A 14,199-nucleotide genomic window follows, 5' to 3' on the forward strand; every position below is an offset into this window, starting at 1 on the left:
TGGATCCGGGTTTTTTTCGCTTGGTTTCGGTCAGGGCAAAGCATGAAAAAGCCCGGTGAAAGCAGGGCTCTCATCGGGCTCGGATCAGGCATCGCAGACGATCAAGGTGTTACGTCAGAAGTCCCAGCGAGTGCTGAACATCACGTTGCGCGGCTCGCCGTAGGCAGCCGAGTTATAGAAGCCAACGTTGGTGTAGTAGGACTTGTCGAAAATGTTATTGACGTTCACGGTCGCCGACAGGCTCTTGGTGATCTGGTAGCGGGTCATCAGGTCAACCAGCCAGTAGGCTTCCTGGGTGATGTCCTGGTTTCTGTCGAGCGGAGAATTGTAGATCTCGTACCAGCCCTTGCTCTGCCAGCGCAGCCCTGCGCCAATGGTGAACTTGTCCAGGTCGCCCTTGAGCTTATAGGTGGTGTTCAGGTTGACCTGATGCTCCGGCTCGAAGGTAGAGATTTTCTTGCTGTCCGCGTCCCGTACGATCTTGTGGGTGTAACCGCCCTGTACTTGCCAGCCTGGGCTCAACTCACCGGAAATCTCTGCTTCGTAGCCCTTGGTGACGGCCTTGGAACTCTTGAACGCGTAGTTCTGCGGGGCCGGGGTCTGGTTATTGTAGGCATCGTCCGGGACGGCGCGGTTGTCTTGATGCACTTCGAAGTAGGCAAGGCTACTGTTCAAGCGCCCTTCGAAGAATTCGCCCTTCAGACCCAGCTCGTAGTTTTGCCCTTCGTCCGGTTCCAGCAGCGTTTGGTTGCGGTCCTTATACGTACTCTCCTGAGGCTGGAAGATATCGGTATAGCTGGTGTACACCGAGAAATTTTCGTTCAGGTCGTAGATCGCGCCGGCGTAAGGTACGAACCGCCCGCTTTCCTTGTAGGACGGGTTCAGGCCTGTGACGTGGTAGTTGGCGACGCGTCCGCCGAGGATCACGTTCAGGTCGTCCATCACGTTGAACCGCGCGGTCATGTAGGTACCGGACTGGCGGATGGTGTCGTCGGTGTACTGCTGTGCAGGACCATAGATCGGCCTGTCGATCTTGCCGTTCCAGTTGTAGAAATCGACGATGTTGCCCTGCGGCCACGTTGGGGCCCAGTAACCCTTGCCTTTCCAGTGCGAAGTGCCGATCGACCCACCCACCACCAGCTCATGCTCACGGCCAAACAGGCTGAAAGGCCCGGTGGCGTAGAGGTCTGCGGAAGTACTTTTAGTGTCGCCGGTATATTTCTGGCCGTTGATCTGCGCGGTGCCATCCGCCTGGGGCTCCACGAATTGGATGGAGCCGAGGTCGGCATGGTAGCTGTTGATCTTGTGGTCGAGCTGGAACTTGGTCACCCAACCATCACCCAGGTCATGCTCAAGCATGGCAAAGGCGGTTCGGGTATTTTGTTCCCAGGAACTCCAGGTGGTGCCGTTGTTGTAGGAACGGGACATCTTGTTGATGCTGCCGTTGGAGTTGACCAGCGGGAAGGAGCCGGACCAACTGGAGCCTTTAGGCGTGTTGTCTTGATAGTCGAAGCCGACGGTCAGCATGGTGTCGGGCGACAGGTCGAACTCGGTGATGCCGTAGTAGGTTTCGGTTTTGCGCGAATAGTGGTCCATGAACGAGTTCTTGTCCTGGTACGCAGCCACCGCACGGCCTCGGACATTGCCGCTTTCGGTCAGCGGCCCGCTCACATCCACTTCGCTGCGATAGTTATCCCAGGACCCCGCGCCCAACTGGACGTGGCCCTTGAATTGCGAAGTCGGCTTCTTGCGGATCAGGTTGATGGTCGCGCCCAGCGAGCCGGCACCGTTGAGCAGGCCAGTAGCGCCCTTGAGCACTTCGACGCGGTCATAGATCGCCATGTCGCTGAGGGTGTTGCCGGCCGAATAACCGACGTTGCGCACCGTGGATGGGATACCGTCGTACTGGAAACTGTTGACCGAAAAACCACGGGAATAGTAGTTGGTACGGTCGGTGTCATACGCCGACACAGTGATGCCTGGTGTGTGGCGCATCACGTCATCAACGTTATTGAGGGCGAAATCCTCGATATGTTGACGGGTGATCACGGTGATCGACTGCGGGGTTTCCCGCGGTGTCAAGGTGAGTCGCGTGGCCGTGGCGATAGTCCCCGGCGTATACGACCCGGAGTCCTCGGTGATGTTGCCCAGCACGTTGCCCGTCACTTGGGTGGGACTCAGCTCCAGCCCGGCGGAAGCGCCGGCGGCGGTGACGGTCAAGGCGTTGCCGCTGAGTGTATGGATGGTCGATGTGCCTGCGAGCAAAGCATTGATTGCCTGCTGAGGATCCAGTTTGCCTTTGACCGTAGTACTTTTTTTCCCCTCCACGTCAGTCGGGCTATACAGCACCTGCAGGTCTGCCTGGCGGCCAAATTCCTGCAGTGCACTCCCCAGTGCCTGTGCGGGAATGTCCAGCTCGATCTCCTGCGCCTGCACATAGCCGGCGACCGGCAGCGATACCGCAAGGGCAAGCGCGCTCGGAAGGAGGTTGATGTTCAGGGCCCGGCGCATGGTTAGCGCTTTGCTCAGGGGGCTGAGACCGAGTCGTGCTGGCATGAATGGTTTCTCTTCTATGTTTTAAGTGGGCAAACTATAAGCGAATTGAGGTTGGTTCTCATTTACCATTAGTGAGACGTTCCTCCTTCGAAAAACCGGAAAAGAAACTTCACGCGGTTGCCATTTCATGCACCACTTTGCCGGCACGCAGGCGCACCAGTTGATCGGCGATGTCGAAATAGCGGTCGTCATGGCTGATCACAATGATGGTCTTGCCCAGCCGCTTGAGGTCCGGCAGCAGCTCGGTGTAGAAAATCCGGCGGAAGGCCGGGTCCTGATCGGCGGCCCATTCGTCGAACACCAGCACCGGGCGTTCTTCGAGCCAGGCATTGACCAGCGCCAGGCGCTTACGCTGGCCGGTGGACAGGTCGGTGGTGCTGAACACGCCGTCCTTGACGCTGACCTTGTGCGCTATCTCCAGGCGTTCCAGGTATTTAGTGGCGCTGTCCAGGGACTGGGTGGCACTGCCCTGTACCAGGTCATCGAATAGGTAATAATCAGCGAATACCGTGGTATACAGCTGGCGGTAATCATCGCGCTGGAGATCGGTGACGGCCTCGCCGTTAAGCAGGATTTCGCCGGACAGTGGTGGGTACAGCCCCAGCAGCAGTTTGATCAGGGTGGTCTTGCCGCTGCCGTTTTCGCCGACGATAAACACAATATCGCCCTGGGCGATGCTCAGGTTGATCGGCCCAAGGTGGAACGGCTCGCTGCCATCCACTGCCGGCGGGCTGTAGCTCACATTCCGCAGTTCGAGGCTGTTGACGATCCGGGTTGGCGCCTCGCTGTCATCCATCAACAGGTGCGGCTCGGGCGAGGAGAAGCGCTCCGACAACTCGCTGATACGGGCGAAGGCAATCTTCGCCTTGCCCACCACCGGCAGATAACCCAGCAGGTGTTCCAGCGGGCCTTTCATGTACAGCAGCACCAGCACGAAACCAGTGATTACACTCGGGTCCGGGTTTGGGTTATACGCCTGCATGGCGAGGGCCAGGCCGATAACCACGAAGAACAGCATCGAGCCAAACGTCTTGGCGAGGATGTAAGTGTTGACCGAGCGCACTTGAATATCAGCGATGAGATCCGCAGTTGCCTGGATACGGTGGGTGTTCATGCGAAAGCGCCGCGGCCGGTGCATGCGCAGCTCCTTGGCGCCGGAAGCGATGGCGCTGTAGTAGCGCTGCAGCTCGTCTTCATGGCTGCGTGCCAGGTCGAAGCCCTGGATGCCTTTGCCTCCGGCGATGAACTGCACGGCGCTGCCAATCACGATGGCCACCACCATCATCAAAAACATCGGCACCGACAGGTACGCCAGGTAGCCCAGGCAGCCGAGCGTCACCGTGGTCGCGATGGCCAGCGGGGTGAACGCGAAGGAAAAGTCACTGATGGTGTCGACGTCGTGGGTCAGCACCGGAATCAGCCGGTGGGAGCGGTATTGCTCGATCTGCTCGATGGGCGCCGATAGCACCTTTTCACCCAGATCCTTGCGCAGGGCGGCAATGATCCGCTGCCCCACATAGTTGGTGCCGATATCGGACACAATCGAACTGGTCAGCGCCAGCACACACAACGCTGCAAACGTCAGGATCACCCCCTGCGTCATCCCGGTGGAGGAGTGCAAGGCGTTATTGATGGTCGCCAGCAGCAACGTGATCGCCAGGCCACCGGCCATGCCCAGGGCAATGGAGACGCTCACGATGCTGCGAAAGGGCCTGAGCAATGCGAGCAGGCCTTTGAAGGCGCCGCGCTTGGGGTCGGTCATAAATACTTCCCGGAATAATGAAAAAGAGGGGGCTGGGCACACAGACCCTTACCCATGACAAACGAAGGATTGGCGCGACTATTTAGCGCCGCGTGCCCGGCGGTGGCGGTGGCGGATAAATTGCCAGGGGGCTGGTTCGTTCTTGTGGTGTAGGCGCACGCGTATCGGCGCGTGCCTGATCTATCCAGCGAGAGCGAAACAATGACGAAAAAGAATCTGGTGTACGTGTGGTCCCTGCGCAACGCCGCGGCCGACAAGGCCGGGCAGCCGGTGGCCTACAAGGACCACGAGCGCTACATGATGTCGGTGCTCGAATCCCTGGCGGGAGCGCTGAATGACACGCCACTGGGCGAGGCCTACAACCTGGTGGGCGTGGTATACGACGATGACGAGCAGAACCCGCGGGACCAGCAGTTGGTCAGCGACTACGGATTTGCCTACAAGCCGGGCCGCCAGTGGCTGTACCCGGCCGACCTGCGCGTGCAGGGCCGGCTGGTCAATGATTTGCTGCTGAGCGTGCCGTCCACCTACCGGCGCCTGCCAAGGGGCAGCGCGCAACACATCGCCGGCAAGCAGGATTTCGAGCGTCGCCTGCACGACACGCTGGTGGAGTTGAAGGCCGATGTCGTGGTGCTCGACGGTTTGCTGGTGATCCTGGACGAGCTGGTGCGCCCCGGTGCACCGTTTTCACGCCGCATCATGAACATCCATCCGGGCATTACCCGCCTTGAATCGCCTTACGAACGCCGAGGTGCCTATGCGACCTGGAACGCGTTGTACGGCGCGCGCGGGCAAACGGTGGTGGATTGGGCGACCAAGGCCACCCAGCCGTCGGAGCCGCTGTACCTGACCGGTGCCTCTTTCCATTATGTGGACAATGGGATTGATTCGGGTGAGGTGTTCCACGACGTGCTCAAAACCGAGATCTCGCCGGACGACACCATCCTTGAATTGCGCTGGAACAACTTCAACAACAGCCTGTTCCCGGCGTTGCATGAAGGGCTGGCGTTGTTGGCCAAGCAAGACGTCTAAAGCGGACACGGTTCAAAACTGTGGGAGCTGGCTTGCCTGCGATAGCGGTCTGTCAGTCACCTTTGTGTTGCTGGCCCACCGCTATCGCAGGCAAGCCAGCTCCCACATTGAACGGTGTCGTCTTAAAGATCGCGCACTACCCGAAACCCGATCCAATCCCCACGTGTCTGCGGGTAGATGGTGTTGCGGTTGCCCGAGCGCGAGAACACTGGCGCCTCGCCCCAGTCATTGCCACGAATCATGTAGCCCTCGCAATTAGGCTCCGTCCATGCACTGCCATCGGTGGGCGCGCCGATGTAATTGGTATGTTCGCAATCGGCGACCCGCTCGTAGACGTTGCCATGCATGTCGTACATGCCAAAGGCGTTCGGCGGGTAGCTGCCCACCGGCGATGAGTAGCTATAGCCATCCGCGGGGCCGTAGGTGTTGGCGTGCCCGGCGATGCTGTAGCCTTTGCCCTCGTCGAACGGAAACGGGAACGGCCCGGTGGAGCCGGCGCGCGCGGCGTATTCACGCTGGGCTTCGCTGACCATGCGGTACGCGTGGCCGGTTTTCTTCGACAGCCAGGCCACGTACTGCTTGATGTCGTCCATGTCCATGCACACCGCCGGCTGGCGCGGGCCCTGGGGGTAGCGCGGCTTGCTGGCGATGCATTCGCGGCCGGGGCGGGTGTCGCCGTCGGCGATCTTCACGCCGGTCTGGCGCACATAGCTGTCCCATTCACCGGCAGTGACATGAAACCGGCTCATGGCGAACGGCTTGGCAAAGGTCACTTCATGCATCGGACCTTCATCCGGCTCGCGGCCGACTTCATCGTCCGGCGTGCCCATGGTGAAGGTGCCGGCGGGCAGTACCACCATTTCCGGGCAGTCCTTGCAGTCCTTGAACACCTTGCCGGGTTGCGGCGCGGCGGCCTGGGCCAGGCTTGGCAACAAGGCGCCGCACAGGGCTGTCAGGGCCAATGCCGTGAGGGGTTTGTTCATGGGGTCCTCTCATTCAAAATGGAAAAGGTGTGCATTACGTACGCTGGCGCAGCAAGGTCATGAAGCGCCGGATCTCATCGGATGAATTGAGCAACCCGGGCGCGGTGCGGATGACCGGGCCGACATCACGGTCTACCGCGTCGATCACCACGCGGTTTTTCATCATGTACGCCGCCACGGCATCACTGTCCTGGCCCTTGACCCGGAAAAAGGTAAAGCCGGCGGACAGTTCGGCGCTGCGCGGGGTGACCAGTTCGATGTTCGGCTGTGCCAGCAGTTGGTCTTTGAGTTCGGCATTGAGCGCATGGATGCGCGCCTGCACCTGTGCCTTGCCCAGTTGCAAGTGCAGCTTGAAGGCCTCGTCCGCCGCCCAGCGATGCTCAAAGGCGTGATAACCGCCGGGCGTCATGATGGTGGCGAAGTTCTTGTCTTCGGAGAACGTCGGCACCATCGGTGTCACGTATCTGTTTTGCGGGTCGCGGGCGCAGACCAGCCCGGTGCCGCGTGGGCCGAACATCCATTTGTGGGTACCGGCGATGAAAAAGTCGCAGTGCATGTCCGGGAAGTCGAGGTTCTCCACGCCGAAACCATGCACGCCGTCCACCACGTAGAGGATGCGGTCCTTGTCGTCACGGTTGCGGTTGTGTTCGTCCATCAGCGTGCCGATCTCGCCGATGGGCAGTTTGACGCCGCTGCCGGACTGCACCCAGGTCATGCCGAGCACGCGGGTGTTGGGACGGATATGGCGCTGGAGATTGCCCAGCACCTCATCGGCGGACACCCGGTTGGCGCTTTCGAACAGCTTGATCCGGCGCACCTGGGTGCTTTCCTTGAGCGCGCGGTAGTCCAGCACATTCTGCGTGGCGTAATGCTCGTGGACGCTGGTGAGGATTTCCTGGTCGGGCCGCACCTTGATCCCGCCGTAGATCATCGCCAGGCCTTCGGACGTACTGCCGGTGAGGGCGATTTGCGCCGGGGTGGCTTTCAAGTAGCGGCCGGCCCATTCGCGCACCTGGCCTTCACGCTTCCAGGTTTCCTGCAGGTCCCAGTCCATGGCCAGCCCTGGGTTGCGGTCGATCTGCGCGCGGTAGCGCTCGATGGCCTCGCGCACCGGCTTGGGGTGTGAAGCCACCAGGAAGTTGGAAAAGTGCAGGTAGTCCGGGTCCTGGTTGAACAACTGTTTGAAGCCCGTCCATGGGTCATCGGTGGGGGCGGCGGCAAGTGCCTGCGGCAGCAGGGCGGCGCCCAGTGGCAGGCTGGCGGCAAATACCCCGGCCTGCTTGAGAAACGTACGGCGGTCGGTCATGGACGTTCTTTCTAAGGGGTTAGCGGTTGGCCAATGGCTTGGCGGCTTTTTGAACCTGGTCCCACACGCGCAGGAAGTTACCGCCCCAGAGTTTGGCGATGTCGGCTTCGGAGTAGCCGCGCTGAATCAGTTCGGCGGTGACGTTGCGTATGTCGCCGACGTTTTCCCAGCCCTGGAGGCCGCCGCCGTCGTTGAAGTCTGATGAGATGCCAACGTGATCGATACCGATCTTGCGCACCGTGTAATCAATGGCATCGCCCCAATCCTTGAGGGTCGCCTTGGGCTCTTCTTCAAGAATGCCGTACAGGCCCTGGGCATACTCGCCGAACTTCTGCTCCGGCCAGGCGGCAATGATCGCGTCGCCCGGCATCAAGGCCATGGCCAGGTTGGGCAGGGGAGGCAGGTCGAATCGCGCGCGCAGGGCATTGAGCTTGTCCTGGGTCGGCTGGCTCAAGGGGCGCAGGTAGGCCGGGAAGCCCACTACCTGAACCACGCCGCCACTGTTCTTGATCAGTTGCAGTTCCTTGTCGCTGAGGTTGCGCGGGATGTCCACCGACGCGCGTGGCGCCGAATGAGAAGCGACCATCGGCGTGCGGCTCAGTTGCGCCACTTGTTCCAGGGCCTTGGTCGACATCTGCGACACATCGATGATCACGCCCAGGTCATTGAGGCGCTGCACGGCTTGCTGGCCAATCGGCGACAAGCCCTCGAGCGCGTCCGGTGAGTCATTGAAAAACGGCAGCGGGCGCGATGAGTCCGACCAGGCGTTGTTGCCGATATAACTGAAGCCGAACATACGCATGCCGCGTGCGGCCCAGAGGTCCAGCTGGTTCAAGTCATTGCCCAAGGGATAGGCGTTGAGCATGCTGATAAAGATCGCGAACTTGCCTTCGCCGTGCAGGCGGCGAAAATCGTCCGGGGTGTAGGCGATGCCCACCTGGTTGGGGAAGTCGCGCACCATGCCGGAGATAATCTTGAAGCGTACCTCTTGTTCATGGCGGGCCTCTTCGACAAAACCGTCGGTGGGCTTGTGCGGGGCGTTGGAGCCGTTCCAGATTTCCGGCCAGCCGAAAATCGTCAAGGCCGCGCCGGACAGCCGCCCACGTGCCGCCTTGGCCAGGTCGAACTGGCCGCTGCCGTCCTTGTCGGCCTCGTTATCGACGCCGCCGAAATCCAGGGGCACGGTGATATGGCTGTCGAACGACAACAGGCGATCCTGCATCTCGTTGGCCTGCCTGATCACCTCCAACGGGTAGCCGGCGTTGCCCCTGAACCAGTGATCCCAGGCCAGGAAGCCGGCTGCGGCGCCAATGGCCAGTGCCAGCGGCAGGCCGATATACAGCGCCTTTTTCGAACGTGGTTTTGTCATCGCCATCTCAGTCAGTTGAGGCCTTTGCTATCAGGGAAGAACGAGCGCCGGCCGGAGAAATTTAGGTAGCGGGCAGGGCGCGGTAAATTTCCCCGGCCTGCAAACGTTCTAGCTCTGATCAAGCCGTTTCCTAAGGTAGACAATGACCATCTCCCGACGTGGGTTTATCGCAGGCCTGGCGCTGACTGGCGCGGCGGTGCCCGCGGCCTTTTATGCCCATCGCGAGCTGACGCGTGAAGCGTTTCCCGTTACCCCGGGCGAAGCCACGGTGGACTTGGCGGATACCGACGGCCAGCACTTGGCGAACACCCTGCGGGGCGTCTGGAGCCTGCGCCTGGAAGGGCGCGATGCGGGCCTCAAGGGCTTGCCCTCGCAGGGCCTTGAGTTGCTGCTCGACATCGCCCCGCGTGGCCGCGGCTTGCGCGGTTACCTGGACACCGTCGAGCACTTGCGCGCCGAGGGCGAACCCCGCTACCGCGTGCTCGGTGACCTGACGGGCAAGGACGCCGTGCTCTACTGGCGGCTGATCGACCGCGACTCGGTCGACGGCATACCCGCCTATGAATTCAAGATGACCCTGGATGAAGTCTGGGCCAACTTCGCCAATGCGGGCAGCGGCACCCTCAGTGGGCAGATCCTTGACCTGGACCGGCCGCTGGCGCTGGTCGAGCGCGACAACCGTTTCATTGCCCACAAGCAGTTGTTTCCCGAAGCGCGCGAACGCATCGGCCTCAACCCGGCCCTGCTGGCCTGGCTGATTTCCCCCGAGCACCGCCTGTTCCACCAGCTGTGGCACGCCACGCGCGACCAGTGGCACAAACTCTCCGAAGAAAAACGCGACGCCCTGCGCGGCATTGGCTGGCAACCCGGCCCACGCGGCCAGGAGCGCGACGCCCGGGGCGAGCGTAAAGACCGCAATGGCTCGGGCATCGACTTCTTCTTCATGCACCGGCACATGCTCGGCACCGCGCGCTCCCTGCAGGCGATTGCATCGTGGCCGCAATTTCCCGAGCCGCAACCGGCACTGGAGCGTGATCGCCTGGGTTTCCTGCGTTACTTCGACAACCACGACGGCTTTGCCTTGCCGCCCACCTGGTCGGCGCCGGACGACGCCGAGTACACCCAGTGGGTCAGCGACATCAAGGCCGCCGAGACCTACCACAGCAACTTCCAGGTCTGGGAGTCCCAGTACCGCGACCCTCGCTACCTGTCCAGGCTGACGCTGGGGCAGTTGGGCTCGGAAATGGAATTGGGCCTGCATGACTGGCTGCACATGCGTTGGGCCTCGGTACCCCGCGACCCCTCCAACGGCGCGCCCGTGCCCCTTGCCCGCGACCCGTCGGACTTTGCCGCACGCTGGTATGCGCCTGAAAACGACTTCCTCGGCGACCCGTTTTCTTCCCACGTCAATCCGGTGTTCTGGCATTTCCACGGCTGGATCGACGACCGCATCGAAGACTGGTTCCGCGCCCATGAACGCTTCCACCCCGGTGAAGTCAGGCGCATGCAGGTCAACGGCGTCGCCTGGTTCGCGCCGGGGCGCTGGGTAGAGGTGGGCGACCCCTGGCTGGGACCGGACACCCATGGTTGCAGCACCACGCCGGGGCTGCAGAGGGGGCGCACGCTGGAAATGGACCCGGAAACCATGAAGCTTGCGCTGCGTATCACCTTTGGTGCCGAGGATGATGGGCTGCAGGGGTTGTTCAAGCGCGTGCCGAAGCGGCCCTGGTATGCGCGGCACCTGAAATTGAAGCCCGCCTAGGTCCCCTGTGGGAGCTGGCTTGCCTGCGATGCAGACACCTCGGTGTATCAGGCACACCGAGTCGATGCCATCGCAGGCAAGCCAGCTCCCACAGAAAAGCCGGTACGCAAAACAGCCCAAACAGCACGTACATCCAATTTTCCCCACCCCCGTCCCCGGCACACTCCCTCATCGCTGAAATATCAAAGGCAGAGGGACACCCCATGGACCCAGCAGCAAAACCCGGCCCCGACGAAGTCGTCACCCTGGTGGTCAAGCACCTGATCAAGCAAGGCCAGGAAGCCAATTATGAAGCCTGGCTACGCCGCATCGTGCGCATCGCCGGCCAGCGTCCCGGCCACCTCGGTGTCGATGTGGTACGCGGCAAGCAAGGCAAGCTGGCGCTGTTCACCTGTGTGCTGCGCTACCGTTCGACCACCGACCTGGAAACCTGGCTCGACTCCCCCGACCGCAAGACCCTGATCGCCGAAGCCGCCCCCATGCTGGCCGACGGCGACAACACCGAAATCGGCGCGGTCAACGAGTTCTGGTTCTCGCCCCTGGCCGACAGCGCCGCCAAGCCGCCACGCTGGAAGCAGGCGGTGGTCAGCCTGTTCGTGATTTTGCCGCAGACCTTGCTGCTGCCTTTCATCTGGGGCCCGATCCTGCGGCTCCATCCGTTCCTCTCCAACTACGTGGTCTCCACCTTCCTGGTCACGCTGACCATCGTCCTGCTGGTGGTTTACCTGCTGATGCCGGCGGCTACCCGCCTGTTCGCTCCCTGGCTTGAAGCCTCTGTAAAGGAAACCCTATGAACGCCGATCTGATTCTGTTCAATGGCCAGTTCCACACCGTGGACCGCGAAAACCCGCGCGCAACCGCCGTCGCCATCAGCCAGGGGCGCTTTGTCGCCGTGGGCACCGATGGTGAAGCCATGGCCCTGCGGGGCAGCGGTACTCAGGTCATCGACCTCAAGGGCCGCACGGTCATCCCCGGCCTCAACGACTCGCACCTGCACCTGATTCGCGGTGGCTTGAACTACAACCTCGAACTGCGTTGGGAAGGCGTGCCGTCCCTGGCCGACGCCTTGCGCATGCTCAAGGAGCAGGCCGATCGCACCCCCACGCCGCAATGGGTCCGCGTGGTCGGTGGCTGGAACGAATTCCAGTTCGCTGAAAAACGCATGCCGACCCTGGAAGAACTCAACCAGGCCGCGCCGGACACGCCAGTGTTCGTGCTGCACCTGTATGACCGTGCGTTGCTCAACCGTGCCGCCCTGCGCGTGGCCGGCTATACCAAGGACACGCCAAACCCGCCGGGCGGCGAGATCGTGCGTGACAGCAACGGCAACCCCACCGGCATGCTGGTGGCGCGACCGAACGCGATGATCCTGTATTCGACCCTGGCCAAGGGCCCGAAACTGCCGCTGGAATACCAGGTCAACTCGACCCGCCAGTTCATGCGCGAACTCAATCGCCTGGGCCTCACCAGCGCCATCGACGCCGGCGGTGGTTTCCAGAATTACCCCGATGACTACGCGGTAATCGAACAACTGGCCAAGGACCAGCAGTTGACGGTGCGCATCGCCTATAACCTGTTCACCCAGAAGCCCAAGGAAGAACTCAGCGACTTCAAGCATTGGACCGGCAGCGTCACCCTGCATCAGGGCGATGATTATCTGCGTCACAACGGCGCCGGCGAGATGCTGGTGTTTTCCGCCGCCGACTTCGAAGACTTCCTCGAGCCGCGCCCCGACCTGCCGTTGACCATGGAGCAGGTGCTGGAGCCGGTGGTGCGTCACCTGGTGGAGCAACGCTGGCCGTTCCGTTTGCACGCCACGTATGACGAGTCCATCTCGCGCATGCTCGACGTGTTCGAGAAGGTCAACCGCGACATTCCTTTCAATGGCCTGCCATGGTTCTTCGACCATGCCGAAACCATTACGCCGAAAAACATCGAGCGTGTACGCGCTCTTGGCGGCGGTATCGCGATCCAGGACCGCATGGCGTTCCAGGGCGAATATTTTGTCGAGCGGTACGGCGCCAAGGCGGCCGAAGCCACGCCACCGATCAAGCGCATGCTGGCCGAAGGCGTGCCGGTCGGGGCGGGCACCGACGCCACGCGGGTGTCGAGCTACAACCCGTGGACTTCGCTGTACTGGATGGTCAGCGGGCGCACCGTCGGTGGCCTGGAACTGCACGCCGAGGGCCTGCCGCGCCTGACCGCGCTGGAACTGTTCACCCATGGCAGCGCCTGGTTCTCGTCCGAGCAGGGTAAGAAGGGCCAGATCAAGGTCGGGCAGTTGGCGGACGTGGCCGCGCTGTCGGCGGACTTCTTCAGCGTCGATGAAGAGGCCATCAAGTGGATCGAATCGGTGCTGACCGTGGTCGGCGGCAACGTGGTGTATGGCGCCGGCGACTTCGAAGACTTCGCGCCGCCGCGCGTGCCGGTGCTGCCGGACTGGTCGCCGGTGGTCAAGGTGCCGGGTCACTGGCGTCCGGCTTCAGCGTTGCAAGCTCAAGTACACCAGTGCAGCGGCCCCTGCGGCGTGCATGCCCACAGCCATGAAAAAGCCCGTCTTTCCAGCGTGCCGGTCAGCGACTTCCAGGGCTTCTGGGGTGCGTTTGGCTGCTCGTGCTTTGCCTTTTAATCAAAAACCAAAGGAGTTAACCCATGACTTACTCGCGCTTGAACAAAGATGACGCCGTCGTACTGTTGGTCGATCACCAGACCGGCCTGATCTCCCTGGTACAGGATTTCTCCCCGAACGAATTCAAGAACAACGTGTTGGCCCTGGCCGACGTCGCCAAGTTCTTCAACCTGCCGACCATCCTGACCACCAGTTTTGAAAGCGGCCCTAACGGCCCGCTGGTTCCGGAACTCAAGGCACTGTTCCCGGACGCGCCGTACATCGCCCGTCCTGGCCAGATCAACGCCTGGGACAACGAAGATTTCGTCAAGGCCGTCAAGGCGACCGGCCGCAAGCAGATCATCATTGCCGGTGTGGTCACCGACGTATGCGTAGCGTTCCCGACCCTGTGCGCCCTGGCCGAAGGCTTCGAAGTGTTCGTGGTCACCGACGCCTCCGGCACCTTCAATGAAACCGTGCAACAAGCCGCCTGGTCGCGTATGACCGCCGCCGGTGCGCAATTGGTGAACTGGTTCGCCGTGGCCTGCGAGCTGCAAGTCGACTGGCGCAACGACATGGAAGGCCTGGCCAACCTGCTGTCGCCGCGTATTCCCAACTATCGCAACCTGATGAACAGCTACTCGGCGTTTACGGCCAAGTAAGCTGCTCTCAAGCACACTGCAATACCCCTGTGGGAGCGGGCTTGCTCGCGAATGCGGCGGGTCAGTCAACATATTCAGTGACTGACACACTGCATTCGCGAGCAAGCCCGCTCCCACATTTGATTTGTGGTGCTAACACTATCCAGTTATAAAACAGCC

10 protein-coding genes are annotated in these 14,199 nt (G+C 61.6%); 5 read left to right on the forward strand and 5 right to left on the reverse strand.

Annotated features, from left to right (window positions below):
* Positions 1–114: 114 nt before the first annotated feature.
* A complete protein-coding gene (locus ACLH0H_RS23850; RefSeq protein WP_411379899.1) occupies positions 115–2,511 on the reverse strand; it encodes a TonB-dependent siderophore receptor in 2,397 nt (798 codons plus the stop codon).
* A 154-nt stretch (positions 2,512–2,665) separates the two neighbouring features.
* Positions 2,666–4,318: a cyclic peptide export ABC transporter gene (locus ACLH0H_RS23855; protein ID WP_411379900.1), complete on the reverse strand. Its 1,653-nt coding sequence runs from the start codon at positions 4,316–4,318 to the stop codon at positions 2,666–2,668.
* A 201-nt stretch (positions 4,319–4,519) separates the two neighbouring features.
* Between ACLH0H_RS23855 and ACLH0H_RS23860 the strand changes: the two genes are divergently transcribed.
* A complete protein-coding gene (locus tag ACLH0H_RS23860) occupies positions 4,520–5,350 on the forward strand; it encodes a formyltransferase family protein (protein ID WP_411379901.1) in 831 nt (276 codons plus the stop codon).
* A gap of 122 nt (positions 5,351–5,472) precedes the next feature.
* Here ACLH0H_RS23860 and ACLH0H_RS23865 read toward each other — a convergent pair whose 3' ends face one another.
* Genes ACLH0H_RS23865 through pvdM form a run of 3 tightly spaced genes read right to left on the reverse strand, consistent with a single transcriptional unit; the run spans position 5,473 to position 9,008 of the window.
* Entirely contained in the window at positions 5,473–6,333 is an 861-nt protein-coding gene (locus tag ACLH0H_RS23865) for a formylglycine-generating enzyme family protein (RefSeq protein WP_307400943.1), read from the reverse strand.
* 34 nt (positions 6,334–6,367) lie between these two features.
* Positions 6,368–7,639: an aminotransferase class V-fold PLP-dependent enzyme gene (locus ACLH0H_RS23870; RefSeq protein WP_411379902.1), complete on the reverse strand. Its 1,272-nt coding sequence runs from the start codon at positions 7,637–7,639 to the stop codon at positions 6,368–6,370.
* 19 nt (positions 7,640–7,658) lie between these two features.
* Positions 7,659–9,008, reverse strand: a complete 1,350-nt coding sequence (pvdM, locus tag ACLH0H_RS23875; RefSeq protein WP_411379903.1) for a pyoverdine-tailoring dipeptidase-like protein PvdM — start codon at positions 9,006–9,008, stop codon at positions 7,659–7,661.
* 142 nt (positions 9,009–9,150) lie between these two features.
* Between pvdM and ACLH0H_RS23880 the strand changes: the two genes are divergently transcribed.
* From ACLH0H_RS23880 to ycaC, 4 genes are all read left to right on the forward strand, one after another.
* Complete coding sequence (locus ACLH0H_RS23880) at positions 9,151–10,770, forward strand: PvdJ/PvdD/PvdP-like protein (protein WP_411379904.1); 1,620 nt, start codon at positions 9,151–9,153, stop codon at positions 10,768–10,770.
* 203 nt (positions 10,771–10,973) lie between these two features.
* On the forward strand, positions 10,974–11,564 hold the full coding sequence (locus ACLH0H_RS23885; protein WP_411379905.1) for an antibiotic biosynthesis monooxygenase: 591 nt from the start codon (positions 10,974–10,976) through the stop codon (positions 11,562–11,564).
* Positions 11,561–13,399, forward strand: a complete 1,839-nt coding sequence (locus ACLH0H_RS23890) for an amidohydrolase (protein WP_411379906.1) — start codon at positions 11,561–11,563, stop codon at positions 13,397–13,399. Before ACLH0H_RS23885 ends, ACLH0H_RS23890 begins: the two co-directional genes overlap by 4 nt.
* A 23-nt stretch (positions 13,400–13,422) precedes the next feature.
* Positions 13,423–14,040: an isochorismate family cysteine hydrolase YcaC gene (gene ycaC / locus ACLH0H_RS23895; RefSeq protein ID WP_076952557.1), complete on the forward strand. Its 618-nt coding sequence runs from the start codon at positions 13,423–13,425 to the stop codon at positions 14,038–14,040.
* Positions 14,041–14,199 lie beyond the last annotated feature (159 nt).

Origin of the sequence: Pseudomonas sp. MPB26 (assembly GCF_046605355.1) — a bacterium.
GTDB lineage: Bacteria > Pseudomonadota > Gammaproteobacteria > Pseudomonadales > Pseudomonadaceae > Aquipseudomonas > Aquipseudomonas cedrina.